General features: G+C 70.8%; 15 protein-coding genes and 2 pseudogenes. 3 read left to right on the top strand and 14 right to left on the bottom strand.

What is annotated here, in order from left to right; genetic code table 11:
• Both AOK23_RS49660 and AOK23_RS49665 read right to left on the bottom strand, forming a co-directional pair.
• Positions 1-257 (bottom strand): annotated as a pseudogene (locus AOK23_RS49660) (AAA family ATPase); the annotation flags it as partial.
• 2 nt (positions 258-259) lie between these two features.
• Positions 260-701: pseudogene (locus AOK23_RS49665) on the bottom strand (signal recognition particle receptor subunit alpha); the annotation flags it as partial.
• A 135-nt stretch (positions 702-836) separates the two neighbouring features.
• Between AOK23_RS49665 and AOK23_RS11670 the strand changes: the two are divergent.
• Positions 837-1,808 (top strand): LLM class flavin-dependent oxidoreductase, encoded by a 972-nt coding sequence (locus tag AOK23_RS11670; RefSeq protein ID WP_055712657.1) that lies wholly within the window; start codon positions 837-839, stop codon positions 1,806-1,808.
• Positions 1,809-1,935: 127 nt separating this feature from the next.
• Here the strand turns inward: AOK23_RS11670 and AOK23_RS11675 are convergent, their stop codons facing one another.
• From AOK23_RS11675 to AOK23_RS11690, 4 genes are all read right to left on the bottom strand, one after another.
• Positions 1,936-3,354 (bottom strand): sugar porter family MFS transporter, encoded by a 1,419-nt coding sequence (locus AOK23_RS11675; protein WP_055712658.1) that lies wholly within the window; start codon positions 3,352-3,354, stop codon positions 1,936-1,938.
• A 218-nt stretch (positions 3,355-3,572) separates the two neighbouring features.
• Positions 3,573-7,181, bottom strand: a complete 3,609-nt coding sequence (gene smc, locus AOK23_RS11680; RefSeq protein ID WP_055712659.1) for a chromosome segregation protein SMC — start codon at positions 7,179-7,181, stop codon at positions 3,573-3,575.
• Between the two features lie 223 nt (positions 7,182-7,404).
• A complete protein-coding gene (locus AOK23_RS11685; RefSeq protein ID WP_009327638.1) occupies positions 7,405-7,608 on the bottom strand; it encodes a hypothetical protein in 204 nt (67 codons plus the stop codon).
• A gap of 399 nt (positions 7,609-8,007) precedes the next feature.
• Positions 8,008-8,289: an acylphosphatase gene (locus AOK23_RS11690; RefSeq protein WP_055712660.1), complete on the bottom strand. Its 282-nt coding sequence runs from the start codon at positions 8,287-8,289 to the stop codon at positions 8,008-8,010.
• A 191-nt stretch (positions 8,290-8,480) separates the two neighbouring features.
• On the opposite strand from AOK23_RS11690, the gene AOK23_RS11695 reads away from it, so the two are divergent.
• Positions 8,481-9,446: a CAP domain-containing protein gene (locus AOK23_RS11695; protein WP_055712661.1), complete on the top strand. Its 966-nt coding sequence runs from the start codon at positions 8,481-8,483 to the stop codon at positions 9,444-9,446.
• 115 nt (positions 9,447-9,561) lie between these two features.
• Complete coding sequence (locus tag AOK23_RS11700) at positions 9,562-10,002, top strand: winged helix-turn-helix transcriptional regulator (RefSeq protein WP_079049427.1); 441 nt, start codon at positions 9,562-9,564, stop codon at positions 10,000-10,002.
• Here AOK23_RS11700 and mutM read toward each other — a convergent pair.
• The 8 genes from mutM to AOK23_RS11740 all read right to left on the bottom strand — a co-directional run.
• On the bottom strand, positions 9,975-10,835 hold the full coding sequence (gene mutM / locus AOK23_RS11705; RefSeq protein ID WP_055712662.1) for a bifunctional DNA-formamidopyrimidine glycosylase/DNA-(apurinic or apyrimidinic site) lyase: 861 nt from the start codon (positions 10,833-10,835) through the stop codon (positions 9,975-9,977). The two genes, AOK23_RS11700 and mutM, sit on opposite strands and share 28 nt — an antisense overlap.
• A gap of 246 nt (positions 10,836-11,081) precedes the next feature.
• Entirely contained in the window at positions 11,082-11,915 is an 834-nt protein-coding gene (gene rnc / locus AOK23_RS11710) for a ribonuclease III (protein WP_055712663.1), read from the bottom strand.
• Between the two features lie 19 nt (positions 11,916-11,934).
• Entirely contained in the window at positions 11,935-12,108 is a 174-nt protein-coding gene (gene rpmF, locus AOK23_RS11715; RefSeq protein WP_003951102.1) for a 50S ribosomal protein L32, read from the bottom strand.
• Between the two features lie 2 nt (positions 12,109-12,110).
• Positions 12,111-12,764, bottom strand: a complete 654-nt coding sequence (locus AOK23_RS11720; protein ID WP_055712664.1) for a YceD family protein — start codon at positions 12,762-12,764, stop codon at positions 12,111-12,113.
• Between the two features lie 149 nt (positions 12,765-12,913).
• On the bottom strand, positions 12,914-13,996 hold the full coding sequence (locus AOK23_RS11725; protein ID WP_206336184.1) for an ATP synthase F0 subunit B: 1,083 nt from the start codon (positions 13,994-13,996) through the stop codon (positions 12,914-12,916).
• Positions 13,997-14,142: 146 nt separating this feature from the next.
• Positions 14,143-14,622 carry a pantetheine-phosphate adenylyltransferase gene (gene coaD, locus AOK23_RS11730; RefSeq protein WP_055512574.1) on the bottom strand — a complete coding sequence of 160 codons (480 nt, stop codon included), beginning with the start codon at positions 14,620-14,622 and terminating at the stop codon, positions 14,143-14,145.
• 26 nt (positions 14,623-14,648) lie between these two features.
• Positions 14,649-15,281, bottom strand: a complete 633-nt coding sequence (rsmD, locus tag AOK23_RS11735; protein WP_257234816.1) for a 16S rRNA (guanine(966)-N(2))-methyltransferase RsmD — start codon at positions 15,279-15,281, stop codon at positions 14,649-14,651.
• A gap of 85 nt (positions 15,282-15,366) precedes the next feature.
• Positions 15,367-16,963 (bottom strand): ATP-dependent DNA helicase RecG (locus AOK23_RS11740; RefSeq protein WP_055712666.1); only part of this gene is annotated, 1,597 nt, incomplete at its 5' end.

A 16,963-nucleotide genomic window follows, 5' to 3' on the forward strand; every position in this document is an offset into this window, starting at 1 on the left:
GGTCTGGAGCTGGTCGGCGGCGGCGGCGCGGAAGGTGTCGGCGGCACCGAGGACGACGTTCTTGCCGTCGGCGACGAGGACCCGGGCCAGCTTGCCGGTGGTGGTGGTCTTGCCGGTGCCGTTGACGCCGACGACCATCACGATGCCCGGCGTGTCGAGCGGCGAGTCGGTGTTGACCGCGCGGTCGAACTCGGGGACGAGGATCGTGAGCAGCTCCTCCCGCAGCAGGGAGCGCAGCTCGACCGGGGTCCGGGTGCNNCGCCGACGTCGGCGGTGAGGAGGGTGTCCTCGATCTCCTCCCAGGTCTCGTCGTCGAGGTGCTCGCGCGACAGCAGGGTGAGCAGCCCCTTGCCGAGCGCGTTCTGCGAGCGGGAGAGCCGGGCGCGCAGCCGTACCAGACGGCCGGCGGTCGGCTCCGGGACCTCGATCGGGGGAACCTCCACGACCGGGGGTTCCTCGACGGCGACGGGCGCCGTCGCCGAGGCGTCCGGGAGGTCCACCTCCTCGATCGTTCGGCGCGGTTCGTCGCGCGGGGTCTCGGCCTCGTCGCCGACGTGCGGCTCGGCCGGGGGCGCGGTGATGTCGGGTGTGGTGGGGGGCGCCGGCGGCAGCGGCTTCTTCCTGCGGCTGCCGACGACGAGCCCGCCCAGCACGCCGAGCACGACCACGGCGATGACTACAGCAAGGATGAGGATTTCCATAACGGGACCAGTATGCGCGACCACCCCCCGCCGCGTTCGATCGCCGTACGGGGCCACACCGGGCCGCCACACCCCTGGATACCTGACGAGGCGTCAGCTAAGGTCCGCCTCCACATCCGTCCGAAGGGGGTCCCCATGCCCGTCACGGTCGTCCGTTTCAATCTGGTCGAGCCCGGCGCCACGCGCGCCGCGCTGGGGGCCCGCTACCGGGCCGCCGTGGAGATGGCGGCGTACGCCGACGAGCGGGGCATCAGCACCGTGCAGACGGAGGAGCACCACGCGGTCGAGAACAACTGGCTGCCGGCGCCGTTCGTGTTCGCGGGCGCGGTGTTCGGGGCGACGCGGCGGATCGCGGTGACCGTGTCGGCGGTGATCGGCCCGCTCCACGACCCGCTGCGGCTGGCCGAGGAGATCGCCGTCCTGGACCTGGTGAGCGGCGGGCGGCTGGTGACGGTGGCGGGGATCGGGTACCGGCCGGAGGAGTACGCCCAGTTCGACGTGGACTGGAAGCGCAGGGGGAGACTCCAGGACGAGGTGCTGGAGACCCTGTTGCAGGCGTGGACCGGCGAGCCCTTCACGTATCGGGGGCGCACGGTCCGCGTCACCCCTCGGCCGGCCACCGAGCCGCATCCTTTGCTGCTGGTCGGCGGCTCGTCGAAGGCGGCGGCCCGGCGGGCGGCCCGTCTCGGGCTGCCCTTCTTCCCGAGCGCGCACCTGCCGGAGCTGGAGGCGTACTACAAGGAGCGGCTCGTGGAGTACGGCACCGAGGGCTGGACGATGATGCCCGCGGCCGAGACTCCGCTGCTGCATGTGGCGGAGGATCCGGACCGGGCGTGGGCCGAGTACGGCGGGCACTTCCTGCACGAGGCGCGGACGTACGCCTCGTGGCAGTCGGCCGGGATCCGGTCGGCCGTGCGGTCGGGGGCGACGACGGTGGACGAGCTGCGCGCCGAGGGCGTGTACCGGATCGTCACGCCGGACGAGTGTGTGGCGCTGGGCCTCGACAACTACGTCCTGCATCCGCTCGCGGGCGGGATGCCGGTGGACGAGGGGTGGCGGGGGCTGCGGCTGTTCGCCGAGCGGGTACTGCCCCGGCTGGAGGGCTGACCGTCCCGCCCGGTGCGGACACACCGCCGCCCCGGTCCGCTCAGTGGTCGGGCCGGGGCGACGGCGGGGCACGAGGAGCGGGGCAGCGGGGACTTGGCCCTGCTCCTCGGGTTCGGGGGCCTGCGTCTCAGCCCATCTCCTCCAGCGACTTGCCCTTCGTCTCCTTGACGAACTTCAGGACGAACGGGATGGAGAGCGCGGCGAAGACCGTGTAGATCACATAGGTCACGGAGAGGTTCCAGTCGGCCAGGGACGGAAAGCTCGCGGTGATGGCCCAGTTGGCGATCCACTGCGCGGAGGCGGCCACGCCCAGGGCGGCGGCGCGGATCTTGTTCGGGAACATCTCGCCGAGCATGACCCAGACGACCACACCCCAGGACAGGGCGAAGAACAGGACGAAGACATGGGCGGCGATCAGGGCGACCCAGCCCTGGGTGGCCGGGAGCCTGCCGTCGACGAGGTCGTAGGAGAAGGCCCAGGCCTCCAGCGCGAGGCCGAGGACCATGCCGACGGAGCCGATGAGGGCGAGCGGCTTGCGGCCGACGCGGTCCACGAAGATCATCGCGATGACCGTGCCGACGATGTTGATGATCGACGTCGTGAAGGAGTAGAAGAACGACTCGGTCGGGTCGACGCCCACGGACTGCCACAGCGTCGCGGAGTAGTAGAAGGCGACGTTGATGCCGACGAACTGCTGGAACACCGACAGGCCGATACCGATCCACACGATCGGCTTGAACAGGAGGCTGCCGCCGAGCAGGTCCTTGAAGGACGACTTGTGCTCCCGGCGCATGGCCGACTCGATCTCGGCGACCCGTGCGTCCAGGTCGGCGCCGTCGCCCTCGACCTCGGTGAGCACCTCACGGGCGCGCTCGTGCTTTCCGACGGAGATCAGGAAGCGGGGGGACTCGGGGATGGCGAAGGAGAGCAGGCCGTAGAGGACGGCCGGGACGACCATGACGCCGAGCATGACCTGCCAGGCCTCCAGGCCCAGCAGCCGACCGCGCTGGTCGCCGTCGGCGGCGTTGAGGATTCCCCAGTTGACCAGCTGCGACACGGCGATGCCGACGACGATCGCGGCCTGCTGGAACGAGCCGAGCCGTCCCCGGTAGGCGGCGGGGGCGACCTCGGCGATGTAGGCGGGGCCGATCACCGAGGCCATGCCGATGGCGAAGCCGCCGACGACGCGCCAGAAGGCGAGGTCCCACAGCGCGAAGGGCAGTGCGGAGCCGACGGCGCTGACCGTGAAGAGGGCCGCCGCGATCTGCATGCAGCGGATCCGGCCGATGCGGTCGGCTATGCGGCCGGCGGTGGCCGCGCCGATGGCGCAGCCGATCAGCGCGATGGCGATCACCTGGGCCAGGGCTGTGGAGCCGATGTCGTAGCGGTCCCTGATGGCTTCGACGGCGCCGTTGATCACGGCGCTGTCGTAGCCGAAGAGGAAGCCGCCCATGGCGGCCGCCGCCGCGATGAAGATCACGTGCGAGAGATGCTCGGGATGGGCTGCCCGGGCTCCTGTCGTCGACGCCTGCGCTGTGCTGGTCACGTGGGGGGACCTTCCGCTCTGAAGGTAAAGACAACGTTGCAGAGACTAAGCCTTCAAGTTTCGAAGTCAAGAGGGGATGAGGGAAAGCGTTTGCCCGACTGATGACAGTAGATGCGAAGATTGAGTTCAAGTATTGAAGAAATGGCAACCGTGGCAGCAGCGTTAGGGGCCCGAGGCAACCACGCGCTCGGACCCCGTTTACCCCGACTCGAAAACGGTTAACGCAGCCGCTGGCTGATGACCTTCGACACACCGTCGCCCTGCATCGACACGCCGTACAGCGCGTCGGCGACCTCCATCGTCCGCTTCTGGTGCGTGATCACGATGAGCTGGGACGCCTCCTGCAGCTCCTGCATGATGCGGATCAGCCGCTGGAGGTTGGTGTCGTCGAGCGCCGCCTCGACCTCGTCCATCACATAGAACGGGCTGGGCCGCGCCTTGAAGATCGACACCAGCATGGCGACGGCGGTCAGCGAGCGCTCGCCGCCGGAGAGCAGCGACAGCCGCTTGACCTTCTTGCCGGGCGGGCGGGCCTCGACATCGACGCCAGTGGTGAGCATGTTGTCGGGGTCGGTGAGGATCAGCCGCCCCTCGCCGCCCGGGAAGAGCCGGCTGAAGACCCCCTCGAACTCCCGCGCGGTGTCCCAGTAGGCCTCGGTGAAGACCTGCTCGACCCGCTCGTCGACCTCCTTCACCACCTGGAGCAGATCGGCGCGGGTCTTCTTCAGGTCGTCCAGCTGCTCACTGAGGAACTGGTGCCGTTCCTCCAACGCCGCGAACTCCTCCAGCGCCAGCGGATTGACCTTGCCGAGCTGCTGGTACGCCCGCTCGGCCGCCCTGAGCCGCTTCTCCTGCTCGGCCCGGTGGAACGTCCTCGGCTGGTTGCGGGGATGCTCCGGGTCCTCAGGGAGCACCTCGCCCTCGGCGGGCGGTGACGGCGGTACGAGTTGGTCGGGACCGTACTCCGCGACCAGGCCCTCCGGTTCGACGCCCAGCTCCTCCAGCGCCTTGGTCTCCAGCTGCTCTATCCGCAGCCGCTTCTCGGCGCCGAGCACCTCGCCCCGGTGCACCGAGTCCGTCAGTTTGTCCAGCTCGGCCTTGAGATCGCGCCCCTCGGTGCGCGCCCGCGCCAGCTCCTGCTCCCGGCGTGCCTTGGCGGCGTCGGCGGCGGCACGTTCCTGCTCGGCGCGGACCAGGGAGACCTCCACGTGCGCGAGCAGCTGCCGGGCCCCGGAGGCGACGGCCTCGGCGACGGTTGCCTCGTGCCGCAGCCGCGCCCTGCGCTGCTCGGCCCTGGCCCGCGCCTCCCGTTCGGCGCGCGCGGCCCGGTCCAGCGAGTCGGCGCGTCCGGCCAGCCCCTTAACCCGCTCCTCGTGCGTGCGCACCTGGAGCCGGGCCTCCATCTCGGTCTGCCGCGCGTTGGCCCCGTCCGCCGCGAGCCGGTCCCGTACGGAGGTGTCGGGCTCCTCCTCGACCGGCATCTCCTCGGCCACGGCCAGCCGCTCGGCCAGCTCCTCGGCTTCTTCGACGGCCCTGTCGAGCGCCTCCTGGGCCCGTGCGGCAGCGGCGGTGGACCGCTCGGCCTCCCCTGCGGCGCCCCGCGCCTGCCCGGCGAGCCGCCCGAGCTGCTGGGCGACCGCCGACTTCTCCCGCTCGGCCGCCCGGCGCCGCTCCCCCAGCTCCTCCACGAGCGCGGCCCGCTCCCGGCGCGCTGCGACCGCGGCCTGCTGGGCCTCGGCCAGCTCCTCGCACCGTACGGCCAGCTCCTCCAGCTCCGCCGCCGCCTCGTCGACGGATGCCTGCACCTCCAGGAGGCTGGGCGCGCCCGCGGAGCCGCCGTGCGCGAAGTGGGCGCCGAGCAGATCGCCCTCGGCGGTGACGGCGGTGAGGTCGGGGCGCGCATAGACGAGGTCCTCGGCGTCCTCCAGGGTGCCGACCACGACGATGCCGTGGAGCAGGCGGCGTACGGCGGGCATGAGGTCGGAGGGGCCTCGGACGAGGTCGGTGGCGAAGTGGCCGGAGGGGGGTGCCGCGAGGGGACGACCGTGGTCCACGGGTGTGCCGGGGCCGGTCGGGCCGTCGCCCCTCGGGGCCGCGGGGTCCTCCGGTGCTCCCGCCAGCAGCAGGGAGGCGCGGCCCGCGTCCTGCTTGCGGAGCAGCCGGATGGCCTCGGCGGCCGCCACGGGGCTGGTCACGGCGATCGCGTCGGCCGCCGCGCCGAACGCGGCCGCCAGGGCGACCTCGTGGCCGGGCGTCACGGTCAGCAGTTCCGCGGCCGGGCCCAGCAGGCCGCCGAGCCGGTCCTTCGCGGCGAGCAGGGCGCCCGTGCCGTCCTTGCGGCGCAGGCCCAGAGCGAGGGCCTCGTGGCGGGCCTGGGTGGCGGCGCGGCGGCGCTCGGCGGCGGTGGTCGCCTCGCGGGCGGCGGTGAGGGCGGACTCCGCGTCGGCGAGGGCGCGCTTGGCGGCCTCGTGCCGCTCGGCCAGCTCGGTGTCGTCGGCGTCGAGGCCGTCGACCTCGGCCTTCAGTGCCTCGTACTCCTCCTGGGCGGCGACGGCGCGGTCTTGTGCCTCGTCGCGGGCGGCGGCGAGCCGGTCGATCTCGGCGCGTGCGGAGGCGGCGCGGGAGCGGGCGGCGTTGACCTGCCCGCCGAGACGGGCGAGGCTCTCGCGGCGGTCGGCGATGGAGCGGGCGACGTCCTTCAGACGCCGTTCCTCGAGGGCCAGCTCCCGCTCCAGGTCGGCCCGGTGGGCGACCGTGTCCTCCAGGGCATGCTCGGCGGCTTCGAGGGCCGCTTCGAGCTCGGCCTCCTGCTCCCGGATCCGGGCGGCCTCGCGCTCCATGTCCTCGGGGTCGCGCCCACGACGCTCCTCGGGCGGGGCGGAGGTGGCGCTCTTGACGCGGGCATCGGCGAGGGAGATCGTGCCGCGCACCCGCTCGGCGAGCTGCGACAGTTCGTACCAGGTCTCCTGGGCCCGCTGGAGGCGCGGGGTGAGCCGGCGCACCTCGTCCTCCAGGACCGCCTCCCGTTGGAGCGCCTTCTTCAGCTCCGTCTCGGCGGCCTCCTTGCGCTGCTTGAGCGCGGCCTCGTCGGCGATCTCGTTGCTGAGCGCCTGGCGCAGCCGGACGAGGTCGTCGGCGAGGAGGCGGAGGCGGGCGTCGCGGAGGTCGGCCTGGATGACGGCGGCTCGGCGGGCGACGGCGGCCTGGCGGCCGAGGGGTTTGAGCTGGCGGCGGAGTTCGTCGGTGAGGTCCTGGACGCGGGCCAGGTTGGCCTGCATGGCGTCCAGCTTCCGCAGCGCCTTCTCCTTGCGCTTGCGGTGCTTGAGGACGCCGGCGGCCTCCTCGATGAAGGCGCGGCGGCCCATGGGGTCGGCGTGCAGCACCGAGTCGAGCTGGCCCTGGCCGACGATGACGTGCATCTCGCGGCCGATGCCGGAGTCGGACAGCAGTTCCTGGATGTCGAGGAGCCGGCAGGTGTCGCCGTTGATCTGGTACTCGCTGCCGCCGTTGCGGAACATGATCCGCGTGATGGTGACCTCGGAGTACTCGATGGGCAGGGCCCCGTCGGAGTTGTCGATGGTCAGGGACACCTCGGCGCGGCCGAGCGGCGGCCGCCCGGTGGTGCCGGCGAAGATGACGTCCTCCATCTTGCCGCCGCGCAGCGACTTCGCGCCCTGCTCGCCCATGACCCAGCTGAGCGCGTCCACGACGTTGGACTTGCCCGAACCGTTCGGCCCGACGACGCACGTGATGCCCGGCTCGAACCGGAGCGTGGTGGCCGAGGCGAACGACTTGAACCCGCGGAGGGTCAGGGCCTTGAGGTGCACGGCGCTGGACTTTACCTCTCGGCCTTGTCTCACTCCATGAGCGCGCGGTTTCGCCCATGAACACGCAGGGCACATCAGACGTTAAGAGGGTGGAAGAACTTTGAAGCGCGGGGGAAGAAAGAAGGGACGCCTCAGGAAGGCGTCCCTTGCAGATCTGACAACTTAGCGGTTGATACGGGCGGCCCAACCACTGCTGTCGTAGTGATGCGATGCGATGCAGTGATCAGGTGAGCGCAGGCTCCGCCTGGTGTGCGTCGATGCTCTCCATAAGCGAGTCGTGAGAAGCGGCAGCCGTCAGCGCGTCGTTCTCCGCCTGGATCCGTACGAGCTCGGATTCCAGGTCCTGGACACGCTGCTGGAGCCGTCGCATCTCGGCGAGGAGTCGCGGGTCGGAGCCGCCGACGTAACCGAGAAGCGCCTTTGCCATGATGGATGGTCCTCCACAATGAGTGACCGACCGAAGCGGTGTGGGTCGTGAGGGAATCGCACCCGTGGTGCTTGGCACTGTTGAGTTTTTGCTGCCGTTCTCCATGCCAAACAGCTAAGGTGCGCGGGGCTTTCAGCGTCTCACCAAAAAGTTTGACGGTCAACACGATCACGCCCCGTATTGGCGGGCATCCCGGTGGCGCGCGGCCCTGAACGGGCGGCGCTGCGGCGGTTCCGGGGCCTCTCCTGGCCGTGGGGGCGAGGGGATCATCCTTGTCGCGGAGCTTGCCATGACGACACCTCCTTGGCAACCACCTGCACATTTCTGTTCTGTACATGCACCTGGCATATGCCTGTGGCGCACCCTGCCCCTCGCGTTCACCGCGCTTCGCGGTCGGCGTCAGCGGATGGCGAAGCCCTCGTAACCACCGCGAGGTGTGTCCCAGATCTCGGTGACGCCGTCCACGCGCCCGGGCGTGTCGTCACTCTGGAGCCACTCCAGCAGCCCTTGACACGCCCTCCGGGGGCCCTCGGCGACCACCTGCACCCGTCCGTCGGCCAAATTGAGAGCAAAACCACTCAGGCCCCCGATCTCCAGGGCCCTGGCCCGGGTGAACCAGCGGAAACCCACACCTTGTACCCGTCCACGCACCCACGCGACCAGTCGCACATCCTCGCTCATGAGTGCACGCTAACGGGCCAATGTCTCCCGGGTCTCACCCTCCCCTGGCGCCATGCTGTACCGTCCCCACCCAATGAATCTCATATGAAACTCACTCCTTCGTGTGAGATTCGTGAAGACGACGATCACAACGTTGACAGCACCCCCCAACGTTGACGCAGGGACACCGCAAGGACGAGGAAGGCCAGAACATGGGACGCCACCGACGCTCCGCCGCCGGCCGCGCCGCCAGGGGCCGCGCCACCGGGGTCACGAACACGGGCTTCGCCGCCGAGGAGCCGCACTACGGGCCCGAGAACCTGTACGGGTTCGCCGAGTTCCTGGAGGCCGACGCCCAGGCCGCGTCGCGCGGGGGCGGTTCGCGTCGTCGTAAGAAGAAGGCCGTGACGCCTGTGAAGACGGGCCTGCTGGGCGTCTCCGCGGCCGTCGCGATCGGCACCGCCGCGGTGGCGACCGGGGTCCTGCCGGGCGGCGACAAGTACACCGTCAGTGGTGGCAGCAGCCCCGACGCCGTGGTGCCCGCCGGCTCGCCCACGGGCGCGCCCGCCCAGCAGGGCGGCACGGACGGCGCCGCGCAGCAGCGCGAGGACCAGTCCACGAGCCGCGACGCCGAGCGCGAGGCCTCCCCGTCGGCGACCCCGGCCCCGTCGAAGACGCCGTCCGAGAAGCCCGAGAAGAAGCCGGAGAAGGACGCGGGCTCCGAGAAGACCAAGGAGCCGTCCGCCAAGCCCCCCAAGCAGAAGGAGGAGAAGACCACTCCTCCGGGGCAGATCTCCGCGGCGACCCAGGCCGAGGCGGCCGTCCTCCAGCTGGTGAACGAGGAGCGGGCGAAGGCCGGCTGCAACCCGGTCGCGGCGGACAGCTCGCTGGCGAAGCTGGCCGAGGTGTTCAGCGAGGACATGGCCCTGCGCAGCTTCTTCGACCACACCGACCCCGACGGCAAGGACCCCTGGGACCGTGCCGCCGCCCTCGGGATCACCGGCCTCGGCGGCGAGAACATAGCCCGCGGCCAGGCCACCGCCGAGGCGGTCATGGAGGCCTGGATGAACAGCCCCGGCCACCGCGCGAACATCCTGAACTGCGACTTCAAGACGCTGGGCGTGGGAGTGCACCTGGGCGACGGCGGCCCGTGGTGGACCCAGGACTTCGGCTACTGAACCGACCCTGCGAGGGCTTCCGGGCCCCCGCCTCCCGTCTCCGCGGACCGAGCGAGCGCTAACCATCAGTTAGTGCAACCTTATGGTTAGCGCTGCTTCGGAGTATTCTCGGGGTATGGAATCAGCCGCGCAGACCGCCGTGACGCCCGCGCAGGCCTCCGCGGATGCGGACGACCGGGACTTCGACGACCTGGCTTTCGACGTCTTCGCCAGGAACTGTCCCTCCCGGGGCACCCTGGAGCACGTCACCGGCCGCTGGGGCGCGCTCACGCTGGGCGCGCTGCACGAGGGGTCGCTGCGCTTCAACGAGCTGCGGCGGCGCGTCGACGGCGTCAGCGAGAAGATGCTCTCCCAGACCCTGCACGCGCTGGAGCGCGACGGGCTGGTCCACCGTGAGGCCCAGCCCACGAACCCGCCACGCGTCGACTACACCCTCACTCCGCTCGGCCACGAGGTCTCCGAGCGGCTGCTCTCCCTCATCGTCTGTGTGGAGGAGCGCATGGAGGACGTGCTGCGGGCTCGGGCGCGCTACGACGAGGCCCGCGGGGGCCGCTGACACGTCGGGCAGAAGTAGCTGGAGCGGTTCATCCAGGGCCGCCGCCGCATCGGTGTGGCACAGCGGCGGCAGGGCAGCCCCTCGCGCCCGTACGCGTCCAGGGAGCGGTCGAAGTACCCCGACTCGCCGTTGACGTTGACGTAGAGGCTGTCGAAGCTCGTGCCGCCCACCGAGAGGGCGGCGTTCATCACGTCCCGTACGTGGCCGAGGAGTTCGGTGGTGCGAGGGCGGGTGAAACCGGCGGTCGGGCGTTCGTAGTGGATCCGCGCGCGCCACAGCGCCTCGTCGGCGTAGATGTTGCCGACGCCGCTGATCAACGACTGGTCGAGCAGGGCCCGTTTGATGGTGGTGCGCTTGCGGCGCAGCGCCTGGTGGAACGCCTCCGCGTCGAACAGCGGGTCCAGGGGGTCGCGGGCGATGTGCGCGATGACGTCCGGCAGACCGTCGGGGGTGGTGTCGTGCAACGACAGGCCGCCGAAGGTGCGTTGGTCGACGAAGCGGAGTTCGGTGCCCAGGTCGTCCGCGAAGCGGACCCGGATCCTCAGGTGCTTCTCGTCGGCCGCGTCGTGCGGCTGCACGAGCAGTTGGCCGCTCATGCCGAGGTGGGCGAGGACGGCGGTCCCGGTGTCCGCGACGGGCAGCCACAGATACTTGCCGCGCCGGCTCGGCTCACCGATGCGGTGCCCCTTGAGCCGGTGCGCGAAGTCCTCGGGGCCGGCCAGATGCCGCCGGATCGCCCGCGGGTGCAGCACCTCGACATCGGCGACGGTGCGCTGGGCGACCCACCGCTGCAGTCCCCGCCGGACGACCTCGACCTCGGGCAGTTCTGGCACGGGGTCCTCCGGAGGGTGAGCCGAGAGAGAGTGGGTTGTTGTCGTGGGGCGGTTGCGGGTGCTTCGTGGTTGCTCGCGCAGTTCCCCGCGCCCCTGAAAGACCAGGGGGGTACCCGGTGCTTTAGGGGCGCGGGGAAATGCGCGACCAGCCCGAGGACGGGCCGCACGCGACGACGTACGGAAGCCGCCCCCTCACCCCCAGCGGGGGTGAGGGGGCGGCAGCCCCCGAGAGGGGGCACCGAAGTGTCAGGCCGACGCGGCGTCCGAGGGCGCGCCCTCGGTCTCGGCGGCCCGCGCGGCGGCTTCCGCGGCCTCTGTGGCCTCCGCCGCCGCCTTCGCCCGCTCGTCCGCCGCGGCGCGGATCGCGCGCCAGGCGGACTCGGCCGCCTGCTGCTCCGCTTCCTTCTTGCTGCGGCCGGTGCCGGTGCCGTACGAGACGCCTCCGACGCGGGCGGCAGCGGTGAAGGTCTTCTCGTGGTCAGGGCCGGTCTCCGTGACCAGGTACTCGGGTACGCCGAGCCCCTCGGTCGCGGTGAGCTCCTGGAGACTGGTCTTCCAGTCCAGGCCGGCACCGAGGTTCGAGGACTTCTCGATCAGCGGGTCGAACAGGCGGTGCACCAGCTCCGCCGCCGAGTCCAGTCCCTGGTCGAGATAGACCGCACCGATCACCGCTTCGAGGGTGTCGGCGAGGATGGACGCCTTGTCCCGGCCGCCTGTGCCCTCTTCACCGCGGCCGAGCCGGATGAAGGAGCCGAGGTCGAGCCCACGGCCCACCTCCGCCAGCGCACGAGAGTTGACCACCGCGGCCCGCAACTTGGCCAGCTGGCCTTCGGGCAGGTCGGGGTGGGTGCGGTACAGCGTGTCCGTGACCACGAGGCCGAGGACGGAGTCACCGAGGAACTCCAGCCGCTCGTTGGTGGGCAGACCGCCGTTCTCGTACGCGTACGAACGGTGGGTGAGTGCGCGCACCAGAAGGGCGGACTCGAGCTTGTAGCCGAGCCGCCCTTCCAGAAGCGTGTGGGACGAGGCTGTGGTGTCCGCCTTTTTCTTGGCGTTGGTGTCCGCCTTGGCGTCAGACATGGAGCCTCTCACCAGCCGCTCAGACCTCGAGGACCTGGCGCTTGTTGTAGGTGCCGCAAGACGGGCACGCGATGTGCTGCTGCTTGGGCTCGTGGCAGCGCTCGCACGCAACCAGGGTGGGGACCGCAGCCTTCCACTGCGACCGGCGGTGGCGCGTGTTGCTGCGCGACATCTTCCGCTTCGGAACAGCCACGGCTACTTCTCCTGCTTCTCGTCGGCGCGTGCTGACTGAGGCGCGCCGCCGCTCATCTCGTCCTTCTCGCCATCTTCGAGTGAACCGGCGAGTCCCTGCAGTGCCGCCCAACGGATGTCGACGGCGTCATGGTGGTGGTCCGGGTCGTCCGCGAGCCGCGCTCCGCATTCGGAGCACAGGCCGGGGCAGTCGTCCTGGCACACCGGCTGCATCGGCAGTGCGAGCACCACCGCGTCCCGCAGCACGGGCTCGAGGTCGAACAGGCCGTCCTCGAGGAAGAGCCTGTCCTCGTCGTCCTCGGCGTCGGTGTCGGGCTCCGCGATCACGCGGCCCCGCTCGTCGGCGTCGGGGTACGAGAACATCTCCTGGAAGTCCGCTTCGAGCTCCAGCTCCAGCGGCTCCAGACACCTTACGCACTCCCCCTGGGCCTTGGCACGGGCGGTGCCTGTGACGAGCACCCCTTCCAAGACCGACTCCAGGCGGAGTTCGAGTTCCACCGGCGCGCCTTCCGGCACTCCGATGACGCTCTTGATCCCCAGATCCTTGGGAGCGTCGACCGAACGCGTCAGGCGCTGCATCGCACCCGGCCGCCGACCCAGCTCGTGCGTGTCGAACACGAGGGGGTTGCGGTGGTCGAGACGGGCGTTCAGAGCCATGTCAACTTTCGATCTTCGAATCCGGGGGAGGGCGCCGCCCCGGTGTTCCGGGCAGCGCACGATCGCGGGCGTCTTCTGCGGACAGCATGAACGCACGCGCGACCGAACAGCCAGGATACTGGACCTTTCGCTATCGGCCCAATCCGCTGTCAGCGGCCCTGCTCGTAGCGGCGCAACTGCTCCGCTGTGATCATCGTGGTGTCGAAGAGACTCGTCTCGTCGAGCGCGTTCGCCGGGGGCTGCGCGTACCCCTGATGACCCTGCTGGTCCTGGTGCTGCTGATCCAGCTGCTGCTGGTTCGGGTCGTACGAGGGCTGCTGCGGGTAGCCCACGGCGTACGGGTCGGCCTGCTGGTAACCGTAGGGGTCCGCCGCCTGCTGGGGTTGGGCGTACTGCTGCTGGTAGCCGCCGTACTGGTCCTGCTGGTAGGCCGTCGCCCCGTAAGCGTCCTGCTGCGGGGCGTAGGGCGACTGCTCCGGGACCTCGCGGGACCGGTCGGCGGGGTTCTGGGAGAAGGCGGCCAGCTCGGCCAGGTAGTCGGCGTCGCTGGTGGGCCTCGGGGAGGTGCCGTCGTCGTTCAGGGCGAGGGCGCCGAGGTCGTCGGTGGCGATCCGGCCGTGGAGCTTCTGGCGGCCGCGGCCGACGGCCTCCAGGGTCTTGGCGAGGACGGCCTCGAAGGCGCCGAGCTTGGCGTCCACGTAGGCGTCCGCGTCGCGGCGGAGGGTCTCGGGGTCGTGGCTGCGCTCGGGGGCGTCCTCGTCCTCATAGCCCTGCTCGTCGAGGCCGGGGCCGGTGCCGAGGAGCTTCTCGCGGCCGCGGCCGACCGAGCCGAGGGTCTTGGTGAGGACGACCTCGAAGTTGGCGAGCTTGGAGTCGACGTAGTCGTCGGCCTCGGCGCGAATGTCCTCGGCCTCCTGGCGGGCCTCGGTGAGGATGCGGTCGGCCTCGTTCTGGGAGCGGCGGGCGACCTCGGTGTCGGAGATCAGGGAGCCGCGCTCGGCGTGGGCCGACTCGATGATCCGCTCGGCCTCCTGGCGGGCCCGTTCGACCATGTGGTCGCGGTCCCCGATCAACTCCTGCGCCTGGGCGAGGGAGTCGGGCAGGGCCGCGCGCAGCTCATCGAGCAGCGAGAGCAGTTCGGCGCGGTTGACCACGCACGAGGCCGACATGGGCATGGATCGGGCGCCGGAGACCACCGAGACGATCTCGTCGAGCTTCTTCTGCACGTCCACCGTGTGGTCCACCGTGTGCTCGCCACTCTCTACAGCTGTGTTGGAGACGGTCGGATCGACTGTACGGCCAGTGGAGGACCACCGGACACCGGGTGGCGTGACCGGTCCCGCGCGGGCCCCGTGAGCGGGTCCCGCGACGGGGTGTTCTAGTCGCGGCGCAGGCGTTCGGTCAGGGCTTCGAGGACGACGGGGGGCACCAGGTGGGAGACGTCGCCGCCCCAGGTGGCGACCTCCTTGACCAGCGAGGACGACAGGAAGCTGTAGGTGGGGTTGGTGGGGACGAAGAGGGTCTCGATGCCCGAGAGACCGATGTTCATCTGGGCCATCTGCAGCTCGTAGTCGAAGTCGCTGACGGCGCGGAGGCCCTTGACGATGGCGGGGATGTCGCGCTGCTTGCAGAAGTCGACGAGGAGACCGTGGAAGGCCTCGACCCGTACGTTCGCGTACTCGGCGGTGACCTCGCGGATGAGGTCGATCCGCTCCTCCACCTCGAACAGGCCCTTCTTCGACTTGTTGATCATCACCGCGACATAGACCTCGTCGTACAGCTTGGAGGCGCGGCCAATGATGTCGAGGTGTCCATTGGTGATGGGGTCGAACGACCCGGGACAGACGGCGCGGCGCACTTGGGATCCCTCGCTCTCCGGTCCGGTCATCGTGCGTCTTCGCACGTAGAGGCGGCGCGACCGTACCAAAACGTTCCCTCGCCGTAACGACGGGCCCGGAGCGCTTCGAAACCGGTCGGCCAGGCGAATTCACCGCCTCTGGTGCTGCGCTCCACGGTGACGAGCGCTTCCTCGGCGAGCCAGCCTCCCGTACGGAGTGTGAGCAGGATCTCCCGAAGATCGTCGTCCGGGACGGCGTACGGGGGGTCGAGGAAGACGATGTCGTACGGCTCCTGGGGCGCCGGGCCCTGGATGATCTGTTCCGCTTTGCCCGACCTCACCTCGGCGCCGGGGAGGCCGAGCGTCCGGACGTTGTCGCGGACCGTCCGGGCGGCGCGGGCGTCGGCCTCGACGAGGAGGGTGTGGGCGGCGCCGCGGGAGAGGGCCTCCAGGCCCACGGCTCCGGAGCCTGCGTAGAGGTCGAGGACGCGTTCGCCGTCGAGGGGGCCGCCGAGGAGGGCCTGCCAGGTGGAGAAGAGGCCCTCGCGTGCGCGATCGGAGGTGGGGCGGGTGCCGTTCCCTGGCGGGACGGCCAGGCGGCGTCCGCCGGCTGCGCCGGCGATCACGCGGGTCATCTTGGGTCCTTGGAGGAGGGGGCGGCTACGACTCCAGTCTGTCAGGCGGGGAGGCACGGGCGCCTGCCGCCGGTACGGGGAGCGGGGTGAGGCCACATACGGCACCGGCCCTGCCCGTGCGGCCCTCTCCTCAGCCCTTCTCCAGGTACTGCTCCCTCTCCTCGTCCAGGAGGGCGTCCAGGGCCGTTCTCAGGCCCGGGAAGGACTCCAGCTCCGGGTCGGCGGCCACCACCGACGCCGCCTCCTCCCTCGCCTCCGCGATGATCTCCTCGTCGTCGATGACAGTGAGCATGCGCAGGCTGGTGCGGGCGCCGGACTGGGCCTGGCCGAGGACGTCGCCCTCGCGGCGCTGTTCGAGGTCGATACGGGAGAGTTCGAAGCCGTCGAGGGTCGAGGCGACGGCGCCCAGGCGCTGGCGGGCGGCGCTGGCCTCGGGCATCTCCGTGACCAGGAGGCAGAGGCCGGGGGCGGAACCCCGGCCGACGCGGCCGCGGAGCTGGTGGAGCTGGGAGACGCCGAAGCGGTCGGCGTCCATGATGACCATCGCCGTGGCGTTCGGGACGTTGACACCGACCTCGATGACCGTGGTCGCCACCAGGACCTTGGTCTCACCGGCGGCGAAGCGACGCATGACCGCGTCCTTGTCGTCCGGGTGCATACGGCCGTGCAGGACCTCGACCTGGAGGCCGCGCAGAGGGCCCTGGGTGAGCTGGTCGGCGATGTCGAGGACGGCGAGCGGCGGCCGCTTCTCGGCCTCGTCCTCCGGGGACTTCTTGCTCTTCCCCGGGCCGGTCTGTTCGTCGATGTCGTCGCCGATGCGGGGGCAGACGACGTACGCCTGGTGGCCGTTCTCCACCTCCTCGCGGACCCGCTCCCAGGCGCGGGCGAGGAAGTGCGGCTTGTCGGCGGCGGGGACGACATGGCTGGCGATCGGCGAGCGGCCCGCGGGGAGTTGGTCGAGGACCGAGGTCTCCAGGTCGCCGAAGACGGTCATGGCGACCGTGCGCGGGATGGGCGTGGCGGTCATGACGAGGAGGTGCGGCGGCTGCTTGCCCTTGCCTCGCAGGGCGTCGCGCTGCTCCACGCCGAAGCGGTGCTGTTCGTCGACGACGACCAGGCCCAGGTCGTGGAACTGCACCTTGTCCTCGATCAGCGCATGGGTGCCGATGACGATGCCGGCCTCGCCGGTGACCAGGTCGAGGAGCGCCTGACGGCGGGCGGCCGCGCCCATCGAACCGGTGAGCAGCACCACCTTGGTGGCGTGCTCGGCGCCGCCCAGCATGCCGCCCTCGGCCAGCTCGCCCATCATCTCCGTCACCGACCGGTGGTGCTGCTGGGCGAGCACCTCGGTCGGCGCGAGCATCGCCGCCTGCCCACCGGCGTCCACCACGGCGAGCATGGCACGCAGGGCCACCATCGTCTTTCCGGAGCCCACCTCACCCTGGAGCAGGCGGTGCATCGGGTGTTCGGTGGCGAGGTCGTCGAAGATCTCCCGGGAGACCTTCTGCTGGCCCTCGGTCAGGGTGAACGGGAGGCGGGCGTCGAAGGCGGTGAGGAGGCCGTCCGGGGTGGGGCGGCGGGCCACGGCGGGGAGTTGGGTGTCGGTGTGCCGGCGGCGGGCGAGGGCGACCTGGAGGACGAAGGCCTCGTCCCACTTGAGGCGATCCCGGGCACCCTCGATGTCCGCCTCGGTGTGGGGGCGGTGGATCTTCAGCAGGGCCTCGGGG

The organism is Streptomyces torulosus, assembly GCF_001419765.1.
GTDB classification, from domain to species: domain Bacteria; phylum Actinomycetota; class Actinomycetes; order Streptomycetales; family Streptomycetaceae; genus Streptomyces; species Streptomyces torulosus.

Bases quoted from the DNA above. Each gene is read 5' to 3' on its own strand.
- AOK23_RS11670 (WP_055712657.1), top strand. From the start codon at position 837: ATGCCCGTCACGGTCGTCCGTTTCAATCTGGTCGAGCCCGGCGCCACG.
- AOK23_RS11685 (WP_009327638.1), bottom strand. From the start codon at position 7,608: ATGGCAAAGGCGCTTCTCGGTTACGTCGGCGGCTCCGACCCGCGACTC.
- AOK23_RS11690 (WP_055712660.1), bottom strand. From the start codon at position 8,289: ATGAGCGAGGATGTGCGACTGGTCGCGTGGGTGCGTGGACGGGTACAA.
- AOK23_RS11695 (WP_055712661.1), top strand. From the start codon at position 8,481: ATGGGACGCCACCGACGCTCCGCCGCCGGCCGCGCCGCCAGGGGCCGC.
- AOK23_RS11700 (WP_079049427.1), top strand. From the start codon at position 9,562: ATGGAATCAGCCGCGCAGACCGCCGTGACGCCCGCGCAGGCCTCCGCG.
- rnc (WP_055712663.1), bottom strand. From the start codon at position 11,915: ATGTCTGACGCCAAGGCGGACACCAACGCCAAGAAAAAGGCGGACACC.
- AOK23_RS11720 (WP_055712664.1), bottom strand. From the start codon at position 12,764: ATGGCTCTGAACGCCCGTCTCGACCACCGCAACCCCCTCGTGTTCGAC.